The sequence below is a fragment of the Paraburkholderia sp. A1RI_3L genome, from assembly GCF_048957895.1.
In the GTDB taxonomy this organism is placed as follows: domain Bacteria; phylum Pseudomonadota; class Gammaproteobacteria; order Burkholderiales; family Burkholderiaceae; genus Paraburkholderia; species Paraburkholderia kururiensis.
The window spans coordinates 19,963-42,863 of the sequence record NZ_JARCHA010000023.1; the positions used below are offsets into that span (position 1 = coordinate 19,963).

The 22,901-nt window shown below is 67.4% G+C and carries 21 protein-coding genes; 10 read left to right on the plus strand and 11 right to left on the minus strand.

Features of this window, described 5'->3' with window-relative positions; all coding sequences use genetic code 11:
- Window positions 1-64 precede the first annotated feature (64 nt).
- Complete coding sequence (locus PXJ20_RS31345; protein WP_421032279.1) at window positions 65-499, plus strand: Hsp20/alpha crystallin family protein; 435 nt, start codon at window positions 65-67, stop codon at window positions 497-499.
- 308 nt (window positions 500-807) lie between these two features.
- On the opposite strand, the gene PXJ20_RS31350 is transcribed toward PXJ20_RS31345, so the two are convergent.
- Window positions 808-2,205 (minus strand): MBL fold metallo-hydrolase RNA specificity domain-containing protein, encoded by a 1,398-nt coding sequence (locus PXJ20_RS31350; RefSeq protein WP_126878295.1) that lies wholly within the window; start codon window positions 2,203-2,205, stop codon window positions 808-810.
- Between the two features lie 246 nt (window positions 2,206-2,451).
- Here PXJ20_RS31350 and PXJ20_RS31355 point away from each other — a divergent pair, with 246 nt between their 5' ends.
- The 6 genes from PXJ20_RS31355 to PXJ20_RS31380 all read left to right on the plus strand — a co-directional run bounded on the left by PXJ20_RS31355 (window position 2,452) and on the right by PXJ20_RS31380 (window position 8,741).
- Window positions 2,452-2,994 carry a flavodoxin family protein gene (locus tag PXJ20_RS31355; RefSeq protein ID WP_421032280.1) on the plus strand — a complete coding sequence of 181 codons (543 nt, stop codon included), beginning with the start codon at window positions 2,452-2,454 and terminating at the stop codon, window positions 2,992-2,994.
- A 19-nt stretch (window positions 2,995-3,013) separates the two neighbouring features.
- Entirely contained in the window at window positions 3,014-3,475 is a 462-nt protein-coding gene (locus tag PXJ20_RS31360) for a CBS domain-containing protein (RefSeq protein WP_421032281.1), read from the plus strand.
- A 186-nt stretch (window positions 3,476-3,661) separates the two neighbouring features.
- A complete protein-coding gene (locus PXJ20_RS31365) occupies window positions 3,662-5,749 on the plus strand; it encodes a phosphate transport regulator (RefSeq protein ID WP_421032282.1) in 2,088 nt (695 codons plus the stop codon).
- The gene (locus tag PXJ20_RS31370; RefSeq protein ID WP_421032283.1) at window positions 5,746-7,578 is read left to right on the plus strand and encodes a PEP/pyruvate-binding domain-containing protein; all 1,833 of its coding nucleotides are present in this window, start codon (window positions 5,746-5,748) and stop codon (window positions 7,576-7,578) included. The genes PXJ20_RS31365 and PXJ20_RS31370 overlap by 4 nt, the downstream gene beginning before the upstream one ends.
- 185 nt (window positions 7,579-7,763) lie before the next feature.
- Window positions 7,764-8,015 carry a hypothetical protein gene (locus tag PXJ20_RS31375; RefSeq protein WP_017775770.1) on the plus strand — a complete coding sequence of 84 codons (252 nt, stop codon included), beginning with the start codon at window positions 7,764-7,766 and terminating at the stop codon, window positions 8,013-8,015.
- A 183-nt stretch (window positions 8,016-8,198) separates the two neighbouring features.
- Window positions 8,199-8,741 carry a hypothetical protein gene (locus PXJ20_RS31380; protein WP_421032284.1) on the plus strand — a complete coding sequence of 181 codons (543 nt, stop codon included), beginning with the start codon at window positions 8,199-8,201 and terminating at the stop codon, window positions 8,739-8,741.
- Between the two features lie 19 nt (window positions 8,742-8,760).
- On the opposite strand, the gene phaZ is transcribed toward PXJ20_RS31380, so the two are convergent.
- Both phaZ and PXJ20_RS31390 read right to left on the minus strand, forming a co-directional pair.
- Window positions 8,761-10,143: a polyhydroxyalkanoate depolymerase gene (gene phaZ / locus PXJ20_RS31385; protein ID WP_421032285.1), complete on the minus strand. Its 1,383-nt coding sequence runs from the start codon at window positions 10,141-10,143 to the stop codon at window positions 8,761-8,763.
- Between the two features lie 51 nt (window positions 10,144-10,194).
- Window positions 10,195-10,542 (minus strand): hypothetical protein, encoded by a 348-nt coding sequence (locus PXJ20_RS31390; RefSeq protein ID WP_017775774.1) that lies wholly within the window; start codon window positions 10,540-10,542, stop codon window positions 10,195-10,197.
- A gap of 376 nt (window positions 10,543-10,918) precedes the next feature.
- Here PXJ20_RS31390 and PXJ20_RS31395 point away from each other — a divergent pair, with 376 nt between their 5' ends.
- The 3 genes from PXJ20_RS31395 (at window position 10,919) to PXJ20_RS31405 (ending at window position 15,156) form a co-directional block, all read left to right on the plus strand.
- A complete protein-coding gene (locus PXJ20_RS31395; protein ID WP_421032286.1) occupies window positions 10,919-11,554 on the plus strand; it encodes a hypothetical protein in 636 nt (211 codons plus the stop codon).
- Window positions 11,555-11,674: 120 nt separating this feature from the next.
- Window positions 11,675-14,098: a phosphoenolpyruvate synthase gene (gene ppsA / locus PXJ20_RS31400; RefSeq protein WP_421032287.1), complete on the plus strand. Its 2,424-nt coding sequence runs from the start codon at window positions 11,675-11,677 to the stop codon at window positions 14,096-14,098.
- Between the two features lie 5 nt (window positions 14,099-14,103).
- Window positions 14,104-15,156: a 1-phosphofructokinase family hexose kinase gene (locus tag PXJ20_RS31405; RefSeq protein ID WP_421032288.1), complete on the plus strand. Its 1,053-nt coding sequence runs from the start codon at window positions 14,104-14,106 to the stop codon at window positions 15,154-15,156.
- On the opposite strand, the gene PXJ20_RS31410 is transcribed toward PXJ20_RS31405, so the two are convergent.
- From PXJ20_RS31410 to narH, 8 genes are all read right to left on the minus strand, one after another.
- Window positions 15,157-15,852, minus strand: coding sequence for a response regulator (locus PXJ20_RS31410; RefSeq protein ID WP_421032289.1), 696 nt, complete (start codon window positions 15,850-15,852; stop codon window positions 15,157-15,159). It abuts the gene before it with no gap.
- The gene (locus PXJ20_RS31415) at window positions 15,849-17,726 is read right to left on the minus strand and encodes a type IV pili methyl-accepting chemotaxis transducer N-terminal domain-containing protein (protein ID WP_421032290.1); all 1,878 of its coding nucleotides are present in this window, start codon (window positions 17,724-17,726) and stop codon (window positions 15,849-15,851) included. Before PXJ20_RS31415 ends, PXJ20_RS31410 begins: the two co-directional genes overlap by 4 nt.
- 181 nt (window positions 17,727-17,907) lie before the next feature.
- Entirely contained in the window at window positions 17,908-18,429 is a 522-nt protein-coding gene (locus PXJ20_RS31420) for a hemerythrin domain-containing protein (protein WP_421032291.1), read from the minus strand.
- A 145-nt stretch (window positions 18,430-18,574) separates the two neighbouring features.
- The gene (locus PXJ20_RS31425; protein ID WP_199541873.1) at window positions 18,575-18,985 is read right to left on the minus strand and encodes a SirB2 family protein; all 411 of its coding nucleotides are present in this window, start codon (window positions 18,983-18,985) and stop codon (window positions 18,575-18,577) included.
- A gap of 66 nt (window positions 18,986-19,051) precedes the next feature.
- Window positions 19,052-19,870 carry a peptidylprolyl isomerase gene (locus PXJ20_RS31430; protein ID WP_421032292.1) on the minus strand — a complete coding sequence of 273 codons (819 nt, stop codon included), beginning with the start codon at window positions 19,868-19,870 and terminating at the stop codon, window positions 19,052-19,054.
- Window positions 19,871-19,892: 22 nt separating this feature from the next.
- Window positions 19,893-20,609: a respiratory nitrate reductase subunit gamma gene (narI, locus tag PXJ20_RS31435; protein WP_042301657.1), complete on the minus strand. Its 717-nt coding sequence runs from the start codon at window positions 20,607-20,609 to the stop codon at window positions 19,893-19,895.
- Entirely contained in the window at window positions 20,606-21,361 is a 756-nt protein-coding gene (narJ, locus tag PXJ20_RS31440; protein WP_421032293.1) for a nitrate reductase molybdenum cofactor assembly chaperone, read from the minus strand. Before narJ ends, narI begins: the two co-directional genes overlap by 4 nt.
- A 2-nt stretch (window positions 21,362-21,363) precedes the next feature.
- A complete protein-coding gene (gene narH, locus PXJ20_RS31445; protein WP_017775785.1) occupies window positions 21,364-22,887 on the minus strand; it encodes a nitrate reductase subunit beta in 1,524 nt (507 codons plus the stop codon).
- Window positions 22,888-22,901 lie beyond the last annotated feature (14 nt).

Here is a 22,901-nt window from a genome sequence, read left to right on the forward strand (position 1 = left end):
CGCCGGACCCGGGAGTCGAACGGGGCGCTTTCAACCGGACCTGAAAACGTTTGAGGAGCAAGCAATGAGCAATCTGACCCGTTACGACCCGTTTTCGCTCGAACCTGTCAGCGACCTGTTTCAGGGGCTGTTCCGGCCGCTGCGCGGTATCGCGCCCGCGGAGGAAGAACAGCTCGCCGCCATGAAGATCGACGTGACGGAAGACGACAAGGCCTACATCGTGAAGGCGGAACTGCCGGGCGTGGAGCGCAACGACATCGACGTGAAGATCGACGGCAATCTGGTGTCGATCAACGCGAAGGTGGAGCGCAACAAGGAACTGAAGGAAGGCGAGCGCGTGGTGCGCCGCGAGCGCTATTCGGGCACGTTCAGCCGTTCCTTCACGCTCGCCGCGGACGTGGACGAAGCCGGCGCCACCGCGCAGTACAAGGACGGCGTGCTCGCGCTGACGCTGCCGAAGAAGGCACCCACGGCGCGCAAGCGTCTCGAGATTCAGTGAGGTTTCAGCAGGGGCTCGGTACGGCCCCCGTATGGCCCCCGTATGGCCCCAGTACGGCTTCACGATTCACGAGCGGAAAGTACGCCACGTGAGTGGCGTGAAAAACCGGGCGCATCGTTGCAGATGCGCCCGGTTCTTTTTTTGCGCGGCGCGATGGTGGCGACGGGTGGCGACGGGTCGGGGCGTGGGCAGCTTCCATGCGGCGCGCGGTATCAGGCAACCGCCAACTGGCGACTGGCAACTAGTAACTAGTAACTAGTAACCGGCAACAGCCCCCCCGCCGCGTGCACGTAAGCAAGCGTCAGCGCCTACACCTTGCAAGGCTCCGCATCGGGGTGATCCGGCAGCTCAGGCAACTCCACCGATTGCATCCACGTCGGCACCTCGCAGCGCCAGTGCAGCGTTTCCTCGATGCGGCGGCGCAGGGCGTCCGCGGCCGCGGGCTCGCCGTGCGTGACGAAGGTGCGCTCGGGCGGAATGGAAAGATGGCCCAGCCACGCCAGCGTCTCGCTGTAGTCGGCATGCGCCGAGAGCGACGAGATCGTTTCCACGTGGGCGCGCACGCGCACGTACTCGCCGTGAATCTTGATGGACGGCTCGTGCGCCGCGAGTGCCGCGCCGCGCGTGCCGGCCGCCTGATAGCCGACGAGCGCGATGGTGTTGCGCGGGTCCGGCGCGTACGCCTTCAGGTGATGCAGCACGCGGCCGCCCGTGGCCATGCCGCTGCCCGCGATGATCACCATCGGCCCGCGATGCTCGCCAATCGCCTTCGACTGGTCCACCGTGCGCACCATGATCGCCGCCTTGCCGATGGCCTCGGCCTGCGAAAGCGTGAGCCGATGGTCGCGCAGATGGTGGCGGTAGATGTCCGTCACGCTCGTCGCCATCGGGCTGTCCAGGTAGACGGGCACGTTCGGCATGCGGCCCGCCACCTTCAACTGCGCGATGTAGTGAAGGATCTCCTGCGCGCGGCCCACGGCGAAGCACGGCATGACCACGACGCCGCCGCGCGCGAAGGTCTTCGAAAAGAGCGCCTCGAGTTCGTCGATGGGGTCGCCCGGCTCGTGCAGACGATCGCCGTAAGTCGATTCCACCACGAGGTAGTTCGCGTGCACGGGCGGGGCGGGTGCCCGCATGATCGGATCGTTCGGACGCCCCAGGTCGCCCGAGAACGCGATGAGCTTGTGGCCGCAGCACAGCACCACGCTCGCGGCGCCCAGAATGTGGCCCGCGGGCAGCAGCCGGAACGCGACGCGTTCGTTGAGCGGCGTGGGCACGTCGAAATCGCGCGGCACGAACTGGCGCAACACGCGCTCCGCGTCGTCCACCGTGTAGAGCGGCAAGGCGGGATGGTGCTTCGAATAGCCATGCCGGTTCGCGAATTCGGCCTCTTCTTCCTGAAGCCTTGCGCTGTCGCGCAGCATGACCTCGCAGAGATCGAGCGTGCCCGGCGTGCAATACACCGGCCCGCGGTAGCCGTTGCGCGCGAGCACGGGCAGGTAGCCGCTGTGGTCGATATGCGCGTGCGTGAGGATCACGGCATCGAGCGAATCCACCGGCACCGGCAGCTCGCCCCAGTTGCGCAGCCGCAGGTTCTTCGTGCCCTGAAACAGCCCGCAGTCGATGAGAATGCGCAGACCGCCCGCTTCGAGCAGATATTTCGATCCGGTGACAGTTTCGGTTGCGCCGAGAAAAGTGAGTTTCATAGCAGGTCCATAGGGGAATGCGCGGTCGCATTTCTGTTGCGCTTGCTGTTGCGCCTGTCGGAAAAACGCCGCCTGCCTCATTGCACTCGCGAGGGTCCGATGGGCGCTTGATATGGATCATGAAACGCGGGCTGGCGCTTTCTATCCTGTGCGCATGTGGTTTCGCCGGACGTGCATCGTCGGCGCGCCAGACCGCCGTCTTCCACATCAATGAGCCAATCCCGTCGTCCCGCACGGAGGCCTGCCATGCCGGCTGCCCGAGTTCTCGTGGTCTATTTTTCCCGCTCCGGCACCACGGCGCGTCTTGCGTCCATGCTTGCCGGCATGCTGCACGCAGACCTCGAAGCGATTCGCGAAAGCGGTGCTGACCCGGATGCGGAGCGTCGCGGTGCACGTAAGGGCGCGCGCGGCTATCTGCGCTCGCTCATTGAAGCGGTGCGGCAGCGGCCCGCCGCCATCGAGCCGCCCGTGCACGATCCGGCCGCCTACGACGTCGTGATCGTCGGCTCGCCCGTCTGGGCGCGCAGCGTGAGTTCGCCGGTGCGCGCGTGGCTCGTGGCGCACCGCGCGTCGCTGAAGCACGTGGCGTTCTTCTGCAGCCTGGGCGGCAGCGGCGCGGCGAACGCGCTCGACCAGATGCGTGTACTCGCGGGCAAACCGCCCGTCGCGCAGTGCGAAGTGACGGCAAGCGACCTGCATGCCGGCAAAGATCAACGGCTGATCGCGGAATTCGCCCAGCGCATCGGCCAGCGCCTGACCGTGCTCGACACGGTCGAATGGACCTTGTGACGAACTGAGGAGAACGCTCATGAAAGTCGAGGAATGCCACAGCGAGGGGACGGTTCACATCCCCATGTCGTGCAACCTTCAGGAAGCAGCCACACAGATGCGCGCGCAGCACGTGGGCGCGCTGATCGTGACCGACCCGGCGGGCGATCGCATCGTGGGCATCGTGACGGATCGCGACATCGTGATCGAGTCCGTTGCCAAAGGCACATCGCCTACGGACACGCTCGTGGGCGAGGTGATGACGCCGCGCGTCGCGACGATCGACGAAAAGGCCGACCTTGCCGACGCGATGCAGACCATGGCGAGCCAGGGCGTGCGGCGGCTCGCCGTGACACGCGAAGGCGCGAGCATTGTCGGCGTGCTTTCGCTCGACGACGTGGTGGAAGCGATGGGCCGCGACTGGACGCTGCTTGCCAGCATCGTGCGCCACGAGCAGAACCGCGAGCGCACGGCGAGCGTGCAAACGCCGTTGCCGATGTGAGTGCCGCCTGTGAACCTGTTTATGTGAACGCTATTTCTGCGCCCTGAAGAAAGACCCGCTCCGGCGGGTCGTTTTTTGCCCGCGCCCGCGCCCGCTCATACGTTCGCGCCTGTATCGCTTTCTGCTTTTTGCGCTGCTCTTTGCCGTGACCCCCAACCCGTTTCCGATCCGAGCCACGCACGCATCATGCAAAAAACCGAAGCCGTCGACGCCATGGGGCAGCGCAGTCTGTTGCTGCCCGCGTGGATCCAGCAGGCTCTCGCCGCCAACGAGCGCCTGAAGCTCTATCTGAGCGTGTTGCAGGCCGCGGCCTCGCACGCGGATCATCCCGAGCGCGAGGCGCTCGATTTCTCGGCCGAAATGGCCGCGGCGCAAACCGACGCAGCGTGGCTGCGCAATCTGCCGGCCACCGCCTCGCGCGTGGACGACGCGTTGCTGCTGCCCGAACTGCCGCGCCTCGTGAAACGCCTGGCCGAAGAGCTCGCGACAATGGCGCGCCCGCTGATCGAGACCGAGCCGGAACGCGAAGGCGCAGCGAACGCGTTCCGCGCGCGCGTCGCGCACTGGAGCGCATGGCTCGGCGCGCTGGAGGGCGACCAGCTCACCACGGCCCAACTGCATGCGCTCACAAGCGGCGAACGTGGAGGCGAGCGCGACAGGCAGCACGGCGGCCCACACCACAACCAGTGCGACAACCAGCACGACAGCCAGCGCGACAGCCAGCGCGACAGCGAAGACAGCCTGCACCTGCTCGTCATGGACCTGCACCGCCAGCTCAACCAGCTGGCCGCAGCGCTCGCGACCGAAGACGTCGATGGCGCGCACGTCTGGCAGGTGCTGCCCGACGACAAGCTGCGCATTGCCGCGTTCATGCGCGGCCTGAACCGCACGGCGCCGCTGCGCTTCGACCACCCCGGCCTCGGCACGGCGGCCACGCGCGACGGCACGCGGCTGCTGCTGCAAAACGACATCGGCGAAAACGACGTGCACGTGCTCGTCGTGCAGGTGGAGGGCCGCACCATCACGCTGCGCTATTCGGACCTGCATCGCGTGCGCTTCGAGTTCTTCCAGTCGTTGTTGCAGCCGTACGGGGCGCGCTGGGGCAATCTCGAATCGAAGATCGAGGCACGTTTGAACGAGGGCGACGCGTTCACCTTCGGCACCGCCTGGTTCGAATGCGCCGACGACGCCGCGCTCGACGCCACGCTCGAAGGCATCGGTTCGCGCATCGTGTTCTTGATCGACTGGAATCGCGCGCGCAAGCGGCTCTTGCCGTTCGTCGGCAAGGCCGGCGCGATCGCGGTGTTGAAAGAGGCCGCGCGGCTCGACGCAGGGCACATGGCGTGGCTCAAATGCGGCGGCGAAGCGCTCGTGTACGCAGCCATGCAGGACGTGGGGCAGGGCGCGTTCCGCACGTTTCGCATCGGCGACCGGCTCGACACCGTGCTGGGCGACGAAGACGCGCAGGCGTTTCTCGTCGAAGTGCTGCGGCTCGCGAGCGCGGCGCTGCTAGCGGGGCAACCCGCTGCGCTCGTGGCCGACGAAACGCGTCTTTTGCTCGCGCGCAGCGTGCGGCATCGCAGCGAGGAATTCGAGCTGCTCGAAGAGCACGCGGCGTATTGCCATGCGTTGGCACAGGCCGTGAGCGACGGGCTGGAACACGACGTGATGCAGCCGGTGGCCAGCGGCGCGGGCGCTGGCTCGTCATCTGCGCCGGCCAGCGACGCGCAGGACCTCGCCGCACGCGCGAAGCGCTGGGAGCGTCAGGCCGACCACCTCGTCATGCGCGCCCGCGAAGAAGCGCAGCGTCAGCCGCGCTGGCAGCCCTTTGCGCGCGTAGCCGAGCTTTCCGACGACATCGCCGACGCCCTCGAAGAAGCAGCGTTCCTGATGAGCCTGATTGCAGACGGCCACCAGCAAGGCTTTACGGGCGACGTGCGCGAGACGCTGTTGCAACTGGCGCGCACGGTGCTTTCGGCCATGCAGGAGCACATCAAGGCGCTCGCCATTGCGCGCGACCTCGGCTCCGCCGCGGACATGACCGACAGCGACGCCTTTCTCGCCGCCACCTGGAACGTGCTGCGTTCGGAGCGGCAATGTGACGAACTGCTGCGCCACGCCCGGCGCGCGATGCTCGCAAGCCTGCGCGACGCGCCCGCGCTGATGCTCGCCAACGATCTGGCGCAGGCCCTGGAACTCGCGTCGGACCGCTTGCTCGCCGCGGGCTATGCCTTGCGCGACGTCGTGTTCGGACAAACCGGAGAGCGCCGATGAGCGTGCAGATAACCATGCAAACCGCAGCGCAAACCGTCGCGGTCGCGGACGAACGCACGGGCCGCGGCAACGGCAACGGCCAGTGGCCCGAGGACGTGCATCTGATTGGCTGCGGCGGGCCGCAACGTGGGGGCTCGAAAGCCGCGGGCCATACACGCGCGCAACTGGGCGACGAACGCGCCGCGGCCATTCGCACACCCGGACACACCGACACCGCGCTCGTCGCGCAGATCGGTTTCAAGGCTTATGGTCTCTCGCGCATGGCGGCGCTCGGCTTGCCGGTGCCGCCGGCCTTCGTGCTGGGCACGCGCTATTGCAGCGACGACAACGCCTGCCGTCGCGCCGTCGAACGCGCGGTGTGGGGGCCGCCGCTGCAACAAGTGGAACAAACCTGCGGTCAACGTTTCGGCGACCCGCGTAGGCCGCTTCTCGTTGCCGTGCGCTCGGGCGCACCGGTTTCGATGCCGGGCATGCTCGACACGCTGCTCGATATCGGCCTGTGCGATGCCACGGTGCCGGGCTTCCTGCGGCAGACCGGCAATCCGCGGCTGGTGTGGGACACCTACCGCAGGCTGGTGGCGAGCTACGGCGAGTTGATCGACGGTATTTCGCCCCAGGTCTTCGCCGACGAATACGCCGCGCTCGCCAACGTGGCAGGAATGGCTGGCGGCAGCGGCGACGAACGCGACGCCCTGGACTTCGCGCAGCTGCGCCAGCTCACGCGGCGCTATCTCGCCGCCTACGAGCGCGCGGCGGGTCGTCCGTTTCCGCAGGCGCCCGAGGCGCAACTGGCCGGCGCCATCGGCGCCGTGCTGGCGAGCTGGCAGTCGGAGAAGGCCGTCGCGTTCCGGCGCCAGTGCGCAATCAGCGAGGACGTGGGCACCGCCGTCACCGTGCAGGCGATGGTGTTCGGCAACGGCGGCGGGCGTTCGGGCGCGGGCGTCGGTTTCACGCGCGACCCGTCCACCGGCGAGCGGGCGCCCTGGGTGGATTTCCTCTTCAACGCGCAGGGCGAAGACGTGGTGTCGGGGCGCCGCGAAGCGTTCGGCCACGATGAACTGGCGCGCGTGATGCCGGCCGTATGGGACGCGCTGCGCGATGCGGCAAGCAGGCTCGAACAGGCGTTCGGCGACATGCAGGACTTCGAGTTCACCGTGCAGGACGGGCGCCTTTTCCTGCTGCAGACGCGCAGCGGCAAGCGCACGCCGCAAGCGGCGGCGCAGATCGCGCTGGATCTGCTCGACGAAGGCGTGATCGACGCAGGCACCGCGCGCGAGCGTACCGCGGCGATCGCGGAGTCTGCTCTCGCGCGCACGCGCGTGGTGTCGGCGTGCGACGCAGGGCGCCATGCAGGGAGTGACGATGCGGGCGGCGCGCAGCCGCTCGTGCCACTGGTGCCGCTGGTGCCACTAGCCCGCGCGGCAAGCGCGACAAGCGGCGTGGCCACGGGCGAGATCGCGCTCGACGAACCCTCGGCGCGCGAGCGGCACGCCGCGGGGCGTCCCGTGATTCTCGTGCGACGCGACGCGGACACGCACGACCTCGTCGCCTTGCAGGCCGCGGCGGGGCTGCTGACGCGCCGCGGTGCCCGCACCTCGCACGCCGCGGTGGTCGCGCGGCAACTCGGCAAAGTTTGCCTGACCGGTTGCGAGGCGCTCCAGATCGACGACGCGGCCCGCACGGTGCAGATTGGCGGCCGCACGTTCAACGAAGGCGACACGCTGACGCTGGACGGCAACGAAGGCGCGATCTACGCCGGCGAGACGCGCACGGTAACGGAACCGCTGACGGAACTGAGGGCGCGGTTGGCGCGGCTGCGGTCGGCGTGAACGGGGTTCGGGCCGGACGACTGTTCTGTAGGCACGCGCCTACACGCCGTGCCTCGCGATTACGTGAATTTCCGCCGGCGCTGATTTAAGCCTTGGCCGTTGCTGCCGATACTGTAGTCATGGACGCGCACGCGACGGGGATGTCCCGATTCCCCGCCGCGAAGGCACGAATGAAGGAGCGGACCATGAACGGCAATGCACTCTCCCTGCGCGCACTGGCGAACAAGTGGGTAGCGTCCACGGCTCACTCTGCCCACGTGACGCACGGCAGACTGAGCGCGAGCCGGCGCCGCTACGTCTGCGTCGAGTACGGTTCGCAGAAGGGCCGGCTCGCCATCCTGTTCTTCCGTCACGACGACGGCTCGTGGAACGTTTTTCCGCCCACGAGCGACCTGCTCGCGACACGTTGCGCACCAACACACGCTTTGGCCGCCTAACCGGGAGCCCGCCATGAACGCGATTACCCGACACCTCAGACGCGCCCGCCGCGACAGCCGGACGTTCCGTTTCGCCATGCCGCGTGGGGCGGGCACGTCGTCCTGCCGCCGTCTGCGGCTCACCGGTTTTTCGCACGGCGCGCTCTGCCTGCTCGGCGCGCCGCCTGCGCGCCAGGCTTCGCGATGAGTTTTCTTCTCGCCCGCTCGATTGCGATGGCCTTGCGGCGCGGCGTCGCGATGCCTCACGCGTGGCCAATGCGCGTGATGCACCTCGGGCACCTGAGGCCCCTGATGCTGGCTGCCGCGCTGGCGAGCCTCACCGCCTGCGCCAGTAACGCGGACGTCACCGCGTTGCGCCGCAACGAAATCCAGTTGCAGCAGGCGCGCGCCCAGGCGTCGGTGACCTGCGCGAGCGAGGCGCAATGCAATGCCGCCTGGCGGCTCACGCAGGACTACATTGCGAGTCACTCGGTAACGGACATGACGCGCGCCGACGCCAACGTGATCGAGACCGCGCAGCCGCACGGTTTCGGCAAGGTGTGGCTCGCTGCGTCGAAAGCCCCTGCGGATGGCGGCGGCTCGCTCATTCGCCTCAAGGCGATGTGCGAGGGCATGTATCGCAGCGACGGCACGCCGGGGTGGTTTTATCAAACCTGCTCGGATGCGATCCGGCGCATCGACGAAGGGTTTCGCAGTTTTGTGGAAGCGGGCTTGAAGCAGAAATAACGCGCCTCAAGCGCACGAACTAAAGGTCCGCCCAGAACTGCTCCAGCATCGGATGCACTTCTTCCCGCCAGCGCGGGCCGAGAAACAGGTCGTAGTGGTCCGCGCCCGCAATCGTGCGCTGCATGCGCCGCGCTGCGGGTATCGCGGTGCACAGCGCCGCAGCCGCGTGCGTTTGTCCCGCGCCTACGATGTCGTCGCGGTCGCCCTCCACCGTGCAGAGCGCCGTCGACGTCAACGCCTCCAGAGCGACGCGACGCCCCGCGACGTGCCAGGTGCCGTGCGGCAGCAACCGTTCCTGAAAGATCACGCGAATCGTGTCGAGGAAATAGCGCTCGGTCATGTCGAGCACGGACGCGTACTCGCTCAATTCGCGCAGCCGGCGCGTCATTGCGACCAGATCGCCGGTCATGCAACTCGCCCAGTAATGCGCCTGCAACTCGAGGTAACGGTGCGGATGCGCGGCCACGAGCGCGGCGTGCTGGATGAAGCCCGGATACACGCGCCGCCCTTTGCCCGCATACGGCGGCGGCACGACGTCGATGACGTGGCGTTTGAACCAGTCGATCTCGTGATCGTGCGCGAAGCGGTCGATGGGCGTGGGATGCAGGCTCGTATCGATGGGGCCGCCCATCAGCGTCACGCTCAACGGCGCAAAACCGTTGTCCGCCTGCGCATCCGCGGCGATCAGCGCCACGGCGGCGAGCGCGGGCACGGTGGCCTGGCACACCGAGAGTACATGGACGGCGCCCGCCGCGCGAATGAAGCGTTCGAGCGTAAGCACGTAGTCGTCGAGCCCGAACGGACCGGCTTCGGCGGGCACGTCGCGCGCGTTGGCCCAGTCGGGCACATAGACGTCGTGCTGTTCCAGCAGCGTTTCTACTGTTTCGCGCAGCATGACCGCATGGTGGCCGGCGAGCGGCGGGCAGAGAAACACGGCGGGCGAGCCGGACGCTGCGCGCGGCGCTTCGGCTGTGGCGTGGTAGGGGACGGCGGGGGCGGCAGCAGAGGAGGCAGCAGAGGCGGCAGCGTTGGCCGTGTCCTCGCGGGCGGCGGAAGCGGTGTCAGGATCAACCGCATCGGACGCCACGCGACGGAAGCGGCGCAGCGTGCAGAACGGCACGCGCGCCACCACGTCCTCGACGACAGCGACCGGCGTGCCGTCCACCATCACGTGTTCGATGCCGAAAGGCGGCGGCTCGGGTGACGCGTAGCCCACGGCGGTGAGCCAGTCGATGCCTTCTGAAGCGTCCGTCGGCTCGGCTGGTGGTGCGTCGTGCAGCGTATCCGACGGTGCACGCGAAGCGCTTCCTGCACCCGATGTGCCGCATGGCTCTCGTTGCGCGTTCGCATTTCGCGATGCACGCGAGGGTGGTTGTGCCCACGGCTGCATCGTGCGTGCCATACCTCGCTGGGCCTCAAGCCACGCGTACCACATCCTGTCTCCCGTCGGTCCCTAGAACGCCACCTGGAGCACGTAATCGAAGGCGAGCACGCCGGCCGACACCAGGAGGCCCAACGTGAGATTGCCGAGCCGGTGTTCCAGGTCCGGATGCCGGCCCAGCCACGTCCACGCGAGGAACGCGGCCTGCACGGCAAGCTGGATCGCGAAGGCCGTGAGCATCAGCAGATACTCGTAGCCCATTTCCTTGAAGGCGGCGAAGTGAAAACCCTGCATCGCGATCCATTCGCCCACACGATATATCTCGTAGAGCACGAAGAGAACCGGGAAGACGTAGCTGACGATATAGGTCGGAATCGTCGCGTGGCGCAGTTCCAGATGGAAGGGGTGAGCGATTTGCATGACAGTCTCCTCACAGGGCGCCGAAGCGGCACCCTTGTCAGATTAGAGCTTAGATAGCGCGCTAAGGTCCGGCTTGATGCGTATCAAGCCGTGCATCGGGCAGAGCGGGCTGAAGGGACAGAAGAAGGCCATAGCACCAGAAGGGCCGTTGATGCCGAACACCGCAACGTGGCTTTTGATCGCACTGTCTCGCGCGATCGCCCTTCGTCGCGCGCGGCAACGTGCCTGCGATAGACTCGAACCGATCGTCTGCGGGTGCCGGCGCGTGGTTTGCGACGGTGCTTGCCCCGGCAAGGCGACAACAGCGACATCGGTTACGAAAGAGATACCGCTGCCGGCATCCGACCCGCGGACTCCATGCAAGAGGAACGAGCAAATGAAAGACGCATATGAACGACGCGCGCTGCTGCTTCATCTGGGCAGAGTGCTGCATGCCACGAGCCAGATCGCGCAACGCAAACCCGGCGTCGTGTCCGCAAGCCATTGGCGTACCGCAGGCGATCTCGCGCAAGCGCTGCCTTGGCTCGAACATCTCTCGCCGCGCATCAGCGGTCCCGAGTTCGTGACGCGCGCATTGCAGGCGTTCCGCACGTGGCCCGAAGCGCTGCTCGCGCTGCCGCTCGATCACGCGAAGCTGGCCGAGCCGGTGCGCGAGCATCTGTTCGCGGGCAATCCGCGCGGATGGCAAGCCTATGTCGCGACGCTGCGCGCCGACGTGCCGTGGTTCGGCGAGGGCATAGGCGCTGAAACGTCGGGCGAATCCGGATCCGCGGCGCAAACACTCGATGAAGCGGATACGGGTGAGCGCGAAGACGAAGCCAACGAAGCCCCCGACAGCGGCGAAACCGAAGCCGCCGACGACGGCGCGGGCGGCGTGGAAGGTGCGGGCGGCGTGGGGTGGAAACGCGAAAGCATGGAAGGGACCGGTGAAGATGGCCAGAACGTAGAGCGCCAAAGCCCGGAAGGGCAGGCCCCGATCTATCCCTCCTGGCCGTGGAAGCCGGGCGTCTGAGGTAAATGAGGGGGCGAGGTCGCGGGCACCCGCAGCGCGCCCCGACCTTTGATCCCCGTCAAGCCCCGACCCGCCTGCAATGGCACGCTTGTCTGCACATTCGTAAGACAGGAGCGCGCCATGGCCACGCATACCACGCAGGTCGTCTGGTTCGAAGATCTGCGGCGCAGCGACGTACCGACCGTAGGCGGCAAGAACGCATCGCTTGGCGAAATGGTGGCTACGCTCGCCCCAAGCGGCGTGAAGGTGCCGCCCGGTTTTGCGACCACCGCCGACGCGTACTGGCATTTCGTCGAGGCGAACGGCCTGCGGCAGACGCTTGCCGTCACGCTGCGCGAACTCGCCGAAGGCAAGCTCACCCTTGCGGAGGCGGGCGACGCCATTCGCCGTGCGATTTTGCGCGGCGAATGGCCCCAGCAAACCGCCGATGCCATTCGCGCCGGCTACCGCTCACTGTGTGCGCGAGCCCATCGTGACGATCTCGACGTGGCCGTGCGCTCCAGCGCCACCGCCGAAGACCTGCCCGACGCCAGCTTCGCGGGCCAGCAGGAAACCTACCTCAACATCCGCGGCGAACGGGCGCTGCTCGACGCGTGCCGCCGCTGCTACGCGTCGCTGTTTACGGACCGCGCCATCGCCTATCGCGAAGCCAAAGGGTTCGACCATCTGAAGGTGGCGCTCTCGGTGGGTATCCAGCAGATGGTGCGCTCCGACGTGGGCGGCGCGGGCGTGATGTTCTCCATCGACACCGAAACCGGCTTCGACAAGGTCGTGCTCATCAACGCCGCGTGGGGCCTTGGCGAAAACGTCGTGCAGGGGGCGGTGGACCCGGACGAATACGAGGTGTTCAAGCCGCTGCTGGAAGACGAGGCGCACGTGCCGATCATCGGCAAGAAGCGCGGCGAGAAAGCGCAGAAGATGATCTACGCGAAGGCCGATGCCCAATCCGCCGTCGCCACGGCGCCCACTAAAAACGTGCCGGCGTCGAAGGCCGAACGTGCCGCGTTCGTGCTCACCGACAGCGAAATTCTCACGCTCTCGCGCTGGGCCTGCATCATCGAAGGACACTACGGCCAGCCGATGGATATCGAATGGGCCAAAGACGGCCTGACGGGCGAGATGTTCATCGTCCAGGCGCGGCCGGAGACGGTGCAATCGCGGCGCGAGGCGAGCGCCGTGAAGACCTACCGCATCACGCAGGCGGGCCGCAAGCTGGTTGCGGGCGTGAGCATCGGCGAAGCGGTGGCGGCGGGCACGGTGTGCGTGATCGAGAGCCCGCGCGACATCGACCGCTTCGTGGACGGCTCAGTGCTCGTCACCGAGACCACGGACCCCGATTGGGTGCCCATCATGCGCCGCGCGGCAGCCATCATCACCGACCACGGCGGACGCACCTCGCACGCGGCCATCGTGAGCCGCGAGCTGGGCTTGCCGGCCATTGTCGGCACGGGCAACGCCACGCATCTGCTGCACGACGAGCAGGAAGTGACGGTCTCGTGCGCCGAAGGCAGCGACGGCTTCGTCTACGAAGGCATCGCGCAATACGAAGTCGAGGAGATCGACTTCAGCAGCATTCCCGCCACGCAGACGAAGATCATGCTGAACCTCGCGAATCCCGCCGCGGCGTTTCGCTGGTGGCGCATTCCGGCCGACGGCGTGGGCCTCGCGCGCATGGAGTTCGTCGTGAGCAACCACATCAAGATTCATCCGATGGCGCTTGCGCGCTACGACACGCTCACGGACGAAGCCGCGAAAGCCACCATCGCGGCGCTCACCGAAGGCTACGAAGACAAGACCGAGTACTTCGTGGAGCGCCTCGCGCGCGGGCTCGGGCGCATCGCGGCGGCGCATTATCCGCGGCCCGTCATCGTGCGCATGAGCGACTTCAAGACCAACGAATACGCGCATTTGATTGGCGGCGCCGAGTTCGAGCCCGCCGAAGAAAACCCGATGCTCGGTTTTCGCGGTGCGTCGCGCTATTACTCGCCGCGCTACCGCGACGGCTTCGCGCTGGAATGCCGTGCCATCGAGCGGCTGCGCAACGAAATGGGCTTTTCCAACGTGATCGTGATGATCCCGTTTTGCCGCTCCACCAAAGAGGCGGACCGCGTGTTGCAGGTGATGGCCGAGAACGGACTCAAGCGCGGCCAGGACGGCCTGCAGGTCTACGTGATGTGCGAGATTCCGTCGAACGTGATTCTCGCGAAGGCCTTCGCGCAACGCTTCGACGGCTTTTCGATCGGCAGCAACGACCTCACGCAACTCACGCTCGGCGTGGACCGCGATTCGGCGGATCTGGCCGGCCTCTTCGACGAGCAGGACGAAGCGGTGAAGTGGATGATCGGCAGCGTCATCGCGCAGGCGCACGAGGCCGGCGCGAAGGTGGGGCTCTGCGGCCAGGCGCCCAGTGACCACCCCGAGTTCGCGGAATTCCTCGTAGCCTGCGGCATCGATTCGATTTCCGTGAGTCCGGACAGCTTCATCGCCGTGAAGCGCCGCGTCGCGGCCGCTGAATCGGCTGCTTCAAAGAAAACCACTCAATGACGCGAATGACGCCTCAACCGATGCAGACCACCTTCCACGCAGACCCATCGCCCACACCCGGGATTCTCACGGTCACGCTGAATCCCGCCGTCGATGTCGCGACCTCCGTGGAGCGGCTCGTGGAGTCGCACAAAATGCGCTGCACGCACGCGCAGCGCGACCCGGGCGGCGGCGGCATCAACGTGGCGCGCGTGATCCAGCGGCTATCCAGTGGTAGCGGCGGCAGCGGCAACAGCGGCAGCGACAACAGCGGCAGCGACAACAGCGGCAACTGTGTCGCGCTCTACCTCGCGGGCGGCGCAACGGGGCAGATGCTGCGCGAACTGCTGGACGCAGAGCACGTGAGCGGCGTGTGTATCGAGATTGCCGGCGAGACGCGCGAGAACTTCTCGGTGCGCGAAACATTGACGGGCCGCGAGTACCGCTTCGTGTTGCCGGGGCCCACGGTCACGGCGCACGAATGGCAAGCCTGTGCCGACTATCTGGCTTCGCTCGATCCGCCGCCGCGCTACCTCGTGCTGAGCGGCAGCCTGCCGCCAGGCCTGCCCGCCGATGCCTGGGCGCAACTCGCCAGAACAGCAAAGGCACGGGGCACGCGCGTGGTGGTCGATACGTCGGGGCCCGCGCTGGCGGCCGCGCTCGACGCCGGCGTGTATCTCGTCAAGCCGAGCCTGGGCGAACTGCGCGCACTCACGGGTCGGCCGCTCGACACGGAGCCCGAATGGCGCGAGGCAGCGCGGCAACTGGTGCGCGAAGGCCGCGCGCAGAGGGTGGCGCTCACGCTGGGCGAGCGCGGCGCGTTGCTGGTCAGCGAGGACCGCACGCTGAGCGCTCCGGCGCTCGACGTGCCGGTTTCGAGTTCGATCGGCGCGGGCGACAGTTTTCTGGGCGCGATGGTCTGGGCGCTGAACCGGCAAGCCGGCCTCGACGAGGCGTTCCGCTACGCGCTTGCAGCGGCCAGCGCCACGCTGCTCACCTCGGGCACGCGGCTTTGCAGTGCGGAAGAAGTGGCGCGGATGGTGGGGGAAATGGCGAAGGGGGGAGCGTCGGTAGACTGATTACGCCGCCCGTTCCGCCGCATACACCGCCGCCTGCACGCGCGAGGTCAGATTGAGCTTGCGCAGGATGTGCTGCACGTGAATCTTCACCGTGGTCTCGGCAATCGCCAGCGAGCGTGCGATTTCCTTGTTCGTGGCGCCGCGTGCGATGTGCTGAAGAATTTCGGCCTCGCGGGTGGAGAGCGTATCGATCGGGTCGCGCTCCACTTCGGTCGCGGGCGCTGCGGGCGCAGCCTGCAACTGCTGGAACGCGCTCACGAGCTTGCCCGTCATCTCGGGGCTGATCGTCGATTCGCCCGCCACGGCGCGCACGATGGCGTCGGCCATCACGTCGCTGTCCACCGTCTTGAGCAGATAGCCGCGTGCGCCGCCGCGCAGGGCGGCCGCGAGATCGCGTTCGTCTTCGCTCACCGTGAGCATCAGCACGCCGGCGCGCGGCGCCGCTTCCTTGAGGCCCGCGAGCGCATCCACGCCGTTCACGCCGGGCAGGTGATTGTCAAGCAGGATGATGTCGGGCTGCGTATCCGCAGCGCGGCGGTAGGCTTCGCCCGCGTCGCCGGCTTCGGCCACCACCTCGAAGCGTTCGTCGGAGGCGAGCAGCGCGATCAGGCCGCGGCGAAAGAGCGTGTGATCGTCCACCACGAGCAGGCGCGCAGGCTTGCGCGCTGTAGTGGCCGGCAGGGTTGGCGTGTTCATGCGGCGAGCCTCCGCGGTTCGGGCAAGGTGAGCACGACGCGCGTGCCGGCGCCTCGCGCGGAAGTCACCGTGACCGTTGCGCCCACGCGCTCGGCGCGCTCGTGCATGATGCGCAGCCCCACGTGTGTCTGGTTGCCGGCGTGCTCTTCGGCGGCGAAGCCGCAGCCGTCGTCGCAGACTTCGACGCTCCACTGCGGCGCCTGCTTGACCTTCACCCACACCTGCGTGGCGTGCGCGTGCTTGCGCACGTTCGAGAGCGCTTCCTGCACCACGTGCAGCACCTGGACCTGAACGTCGGCGGGCAGCGGCACGCCGTCGTCGTTCACCGAAAGATGGGTGGCAAGGCCCGTCTGATGCTCGAACTTTTGCAGCGTGATGCGCAGCGCGGCCGCGATGTCCTCTTCGTTCGTGCGGGTGCGGAAGTGCACGAGCAGTTCGCGCACGTCGGAGAGGCTTTCGTGAATGCCCGCTTCGAGCTCGCCCACGGTGCGCGTCACTTGCGCGTCGTCGTCGCGGCGCAGCGCCGCGCGCAGCAGCGCGATCTGGATCTTCATGAACGCGAGGCTCTGCGCAATCGAATCGTGCAGTTCGCGGGCGAGCAGCCCGCGTTCCGCGGCCACCGCGGCTTCGCGCTCCAGTGCGCTCGCGCGCAAACCTTCGATCGCCACGGCCAGATGGTTCGCGAGCGTGTCGAGCAGGCCGCGGTCTTCGTCCGTGAGGGCGGCCTGGGTTTGATAGAACAGGTCCATTTCGCCGACAAGGCGGTCCTGCAAGCGCACGGGCACGCTGACTACGGTCCGGTAACCGGCGCGCTCGCAATGGCCGAGCATCGCTTCGGCGCTTTCGGAGTGGATCGGGATGACGCGTGTGAGCGCCTCTTCCTGCGGCTGCGCGCACAGGCAGTCGCCCGTCATCACGCAGTGTTCGTTGGCGGCCACCTCGGCGGGCAGGCCGTCGGAGGCCAGCATCACATAGCGGCGGTTCGCTTCGTCGGACCAGCGGATGGCGGCCGCATCGGCGTGGGCCGCGCGCCGCACGCGCTGGGCGAAGCCCTGGGCCAGTTCGTCGAGCGTCGCGGCGTGCGCGGCGAACGCGGTGGCCTGGTAGAGCGTGCTCAACCGTTCGTGCTGGGCGGCAAGGCGCACCGTCTTTTCCTCGACCTTGACTTCGAGGTTCTGGTAGAGCCCTTGCAGCGTTTCCGCCATGCGGTTGAAGCCCTCGGAGAGTTGGCCGAACTCGTCGCTCGAATCCACGGCGACGCGCGCCGAGAGGTCGCCTTCGCGGGCGCGGGCGAGCCCCGTTTGCAGCCGTTCGAGCGGATTGAACACGAACAGGTAAGCCGAGTAGAGCAGCGTGACGGCGCTTGCCACGGTCAAGGCCACCATGAAGAGTTGCAAGGCATTGAGAATGCCGGTGAGCGACGAAAGCCGTGTTTCCACCGAAGACACCAGCACGTCGATGTGTTCGACGAACGCCTCGGCCTGCCGCGCGGCCTCGGCGGCGCTGGGCGCCGCGGGGCCGGTCCATTGCGCGCGCAGCGTTTGCCAGTCGCGCTGGACGTCGAGAAAGGCTTGTGTGGAGCGGGCATCGTGGGGCAGGAACAACGGCCGGGCGGGGTCGCCGCTTTGCAGCAGCACAACGCTGCGGTCGAACTGCGCGACCTGCTGCGCCAGTTGGACCGCATCGCCGCGGCCGAGCGTCTGGGCGATGCGCCAGGTCTGCATCCGCATGCGCCCGGCCTCGTTGACGGCCGCGGCGCCGCCTTCGAGCTGCCAGCTCGCCCACAGCGTAAAGCTGATGGAGGAGAGGGCGACCAGCAGCAGCGTGCCGCCGATCAGGCCGAGTTTGGCCGAGAGGGTACGAAACCGGCTCATTGAAGTCCTTCTATTGCGCTTTTCTGGGTGCGGCGGGGTGCTATGGGTGTTCTACGCGTGCCGCAGGTGCCTGGGATGTGGCCCACCGCATCCCGTCGCTCGCCTGCCGTGGCTTTCCGCCGCCTTCCCGGTCGCTCGGGCGCCTTCGCGACCGGTCAGCCGGCGAGGGCGCGAGCGCGTCTCAGGACTCGGGCGGCCAGCGCACGCTGCGTCGCTTCGCCATCTCGCGGCCCATTTCGGTGCGGACGGTTTCGTCCATAGCGGCCTGCACGGCGGGATACGCCCCGCTTTCCTCCGCCTCGATGTGGGCGCGGTACAGCGTTGCAAAACCGGCCCAATCGGCAAAGGCGTCTGGTTCGGCATCGCGGCCTGCGGCACGTTGTGTTTTTACCGTCCACTGGCCGTTGATCACTTGATCGAGGTCAAGCTTGATGGCCTGCCAGCGTCTGGACATCTCGACGTGATCCTGCTTCAGGCGCTCCACCAGGTGCTTCTGTTCGGGCGTCCCGTGGGCGGCCAGGGCGGGAAAGACGTGCCGTTCCTCGTCCTCGTGATGGGCGGGCGCCGCGATGTCGAAATATCGGACCACATCGCGGGCGGCTTGCTGCGCGGCTTCATCGCCCCCCGTTTCGGCAAGTCTTGCCGCGAGGCGTTCGAGCAGACGCAGCATGCGTTCGGCGTTGCCGTGGCGGGCGGCGAGCATCTCGAACGGCTCGTCGAAGCTGGCGGCGGGTCGGGAACCGGGAAAGAGTAAGGGCGGCATGGCGGGGCTCGGTCAAAGGCGGCGTTGAAGGGGGGGCAGTGTTGCGCGGAGGTCCGCTCGCTATGAGCCAGCACTTCCCGAACCTTCAACGCGCCCACAGGTAACTGAAGACCCCCGCCGGGCTGTGCGTAATCGCGACGGAGGCGATGAACAGGTAGAGCGCAAGCGCGGTGCCATAGGCGGCGCCGCGCGCCGTGAGCGTTTTGCCGCGCTTGAGCGCGACCGACCCCGCCAGGATGTACGCCACCAGCACCAGCAGCTTGGTGCCGAGCCACGCGTCGTGTACCGGGTTCAAACGCAGCGTGGCCCACAAGGTGACGCCGGCCGCGAGCAGCAGCGTATCGATCACGTAGCTGGCCATACGCCAATGGCGGCGCATGGGCCACGGCCGCTGCAGCAGCACGGCCGCGCCGCGCGTGGCGAAGAGGGCGCCGCTGCACGCGGCGAGCGTCATGTGCGCATGCCGCAGCGCGGGCCACATTTCGATCAGGGACATGGTGCGGGAGAAGAGCGTCCGGTTGCGTCGGCGAGGAGTCCACCCACGCAACCTTCGACGGAACCGCTATTGGACCAGCGGCGTAGGCACGCTGTCGAGATCCACGCCCGTGACGTCCGCCTCGCCTGCCAGCACGGTCACGTACTGGCGCAGCGCCGTGACGAACGCCTGCTGCCGCAGCGACTGCGCGGCGGCCTGGCTCACCGCCTCGAAGGGCGGCACGGTGCCCGGCTCGCGCGCCTGCACGTCCACCACGTGCAGGCCGAAGCGGCTGTGCACGAGTTGCGGCAGCACGCCTGTGTCGCGAATACCGAAGATGGCGCGCGCGAACTCCGGCGCACATTCCTCGGCGCGCAGCCAGCCCAGCTGTCCGCCTTCGGCGGCGCTTGGGCAGTTCGACAGTTCGGCCGCGGCGCGGGCGAAGCTCTCGTCGGCGCTGCTCGCGGAATCGGTGTCGTGGCAGCGCAGCTGGAGCAGGCACGCTTCCGCGCGCTGGCGCAGCAAGGTGATGTCCACGCCCGGCGTCACCGCGAACAGGATGTGCCGCGCGAGCAGCCGTTCGCCAATGGCGTAGCGGTTCGGGTTGGCGTCGTAGTAACGGCGGCATGCTTCGTCCGACGGCTCGGGCATCTTGAGCGCGGTTTCCAGCAGCGCCTCGATGGCGGCTGACGCCGCCGCGCTCGTGGCGCCCTGTACGGGCGCCGGGTCGTCGGCGGGGAGCAGGCCGGCGGCGATCGCGGCCTGGCGCAGCAGTTCGGTGCAGGCGCGCTGGCGCAGTTCGTCGGGGCTCAACGTTTCGTCGGCCTGATGCAGCGGCACGCCGTTGACGGTAGCGACATCGACGAGGTCAGCGGGAGCCGCGACGGGCGAGTCCAGGGTGTTCATGGTGTTGTCTCCTTGCTGGGCGTTATGCCTTGCGGCGCGCCGAGGGCAAATTCATGCGGCGCGAGCGCACCAGCTGATAGGGGCGGAACAGATAGCCGACCGAGGCGAATCCGCTCCAGATATGCACGAGCCGGCTGAACGGAAACAGCAGGAAGATGGTCATGCCCAGCACGATATGCACCTTGAACGGCCATTCGACAGCGGCGAGGAAAGCCGCATCGGGACGGAACGTGACGACGTGCTGCGCCCATTCGGCCAGCGAAAGCATGGTGGCGGCGTCGCCGCGGTCCGCGTACGAAAACGGCAGGGTCACGAGACCGAGGCACAGCTGGAGCCAGAGGATCGCGAGAATGGCGAGGTCGGTGCGATGGCTCGTCAGGCGAATGCGCGGGTCGAACATGCGCCGGTGCAGCAGCAGCGTGAGGCCGATGAAGCAGATCACGCCGGCCGTGCCGCCCGAGAGAATGGCGAGCATCTGCTTGTGCTGCGCGCTGATGAACGGCGAGTAGATGAAGTGCGGCGTGAGCAGGCCCACCGTGTGCCCGAACAGCAGGAACAGGATGCCGATGTGGAACAGGTTGCTGCCCCAGCGCAGTTGCCCCGCGCGCAGCAGTTGCGACGAGTCGCTCTTCCACGTGTACTGGTCGCGGTCGAAGCGGGCGAGGCTGCCCATCAGGAACACCGCGAGGCAGATGTACGGGTAGACGCTGAACAGGAAGGTATTGAGGGCGGAGTTCATGCGGACGCTCCCTGCGAAGAAGAAGGACTGGACGATGAGCGATGCGACGCCGCGGCGCCGCGCACGATGCGAATGGGTTGAGGCGCGCCGGCCTGCGCCGCCGCCGCTGCCTGGGTATCCGGCGAGATGCTCGCCGACGCACAGGCGCCGAACGCCTCCGGCTCGCTCCAGCTTTCGTCGAGCGCGGGCTCGGCGGGCACGGCCACGGGCTGCGCCGGTTGTCCGGCCAGATCGAGCAGGGCGCCCAGCACGCTTGCGTAGTCGCTCTCGCGCTTGGTGAGCGCACTGAAGATGGTCTGCACGATGTGCGCGACTTCGCCCAGCAGGCCCATCGCCGATTGCGCCGGCTGCGTCGACGCGTATTCGAGCAGCACGGTCAGGTGGTCGGGCAACTCGTTCGAGGCGAGGTACATGCCCGCGGCCTCATAGGTCTGGATGAGGTCGATCATCGCGGGGCCGCGGTCGCGCGAATCGCCGTGCACGTGCTCAAAGAGATGCAGCGCCGTGCCGCGGCCGCGATCGAACAGGTCCACGTAGACCGCTTCGGATTCGAGGCCTGGGCGCGTGGTCAACGTGTCGATCAGCGTGTCGAGCGCCGCAAGCCGCGCCGCGCCGAGCACGGCCTGCGCATGCAGCGCCTCGCGCACGTCGGGCAGGTCGGCGCGCATGGTGGCGTCCGGGTAGTCGAGCAGGCGCGCCAGCGCGCGCAGCGTCACCGGCAGGCCGTGGGAAGAAAGGGTGCGGGACGTCATGCTCAGATCTCCACCTTGATCGGAATGGTGCGTTTCTTTTCGCTGCCGAAGAGGCTCGTTTCCGTCGTGCCTTCCGAGCAGCCGTTGCCGAAGCTGAAGCCGCAGCCGCCGCGCACGTTGAACGCGTTCTCGGCGTACTCGCGGTGCGTGGTGGGAATCACGAAGCGGTCTTCGTAGTTCGCAATGGCCATCACGCGGTACATCTCTTCCACCTGGGCCGGCGTCAGGCCCGTTTGCGTGAGCGCCGCGTGGTTTTCCACGCCGTCCACGTGCTTGCCGCGCTGCCAGGCGCGCATGGCGAGCATGCGTTCGAGCGCGCGCACCACCGGCGCCGTGTCGCCCGCCGTCAGCAGGTTGGCCAGGTACTTCACGGGAATGCGCAACTGGCGCACGTCCGGAATCTCGCCGTTCGCGCTCACGTGGCCCGCCTGCGCAGCGGACGTGATGGGCGAGAGCGGCGGCACGTACCAGACCATCGGCAGCGTGCGGTATTCGGGGTGCAGCGGCAGCGCCACCTTCCAGTCCACGGCCATGCGGTAGACCGGGCTCGAACGCGCGGCTTCCAGCCAGTTTTCGGGCACGCCGTCGCGACGGGCCTGCTCGATCACTTCCGGGTCGTTCGGGTCGAGGAAGATGCCGAGCTGCGCCTCATAGAGGTTGCGGTCTTCGGCCACGCTTGCCGCTTCTTCGATGCGGTCCGCGTCGTAGAGCATCACGCCCAGGTAGCGGATGCGGCCCACGCAGGTTTCCGAGCACACCGTGGGCTGGCCCGCTTCGATACGCGGATAGCAGAAGATGCACTTCTCGGCCTTGCCGCTCTTCCAGTTGTAGTAAATCTTCTTGTACGGGCAGCCCGACACGCACATGCGCCAGCCGCGGCACTTGTCCTGGTCGATCAGCACGATGCCGTCTTCTTCGCGCTTGTAGATGGAGCCCGACGGGCACGACGCCACGCACGCCGGGTTCAGGCAGTGCTCGCACAGGCGCGGCAGATACATCATGAAGGTGTTCTCGAACTGGCCGTAGATGTCCTTCTGGATGTCGTCGAAGTTGCGGTCCTTGCTGCGCTTCGAAAATTCACCGCCCAGAATTTCTTCCCAGTTCGGACCCCACACGATCTTCTCCATGCGCTGGCCCGTAATCAGGCTGCGCGGGCGCGCGGTGGGCGCGGCCTTCATTTCGGGCGCGCTGTGCAGATGCTCGTAGTCGAACGTGAAGGGCTCGTAGTAGTCGTCGATCTGCGGCAGGTTCGGGTTCGCGAAGATGCGCATCAGGAGCTTCCACTTCGCGCCCTGGCGCGGGACGATGGAGCCGTCGGCCTGACGGATCCAGCCGCCGTTCCACTTGTCCTGGTTCTCCCATTCCTTCGGGTAGCCGATACCCGGCTTCGTTTCCACGTTGTTGAACCACGCGTATTCCACGCCTGGGCGGCTCGTCCACACGTTCTTGCAGGTCACGCTGCAGGTGTGGCAGCCAATGCACTTGTCGAGATTCAGCACCATGCCGATCTGTGCGCGTACTTTCATGTCTGGCTCCTTGT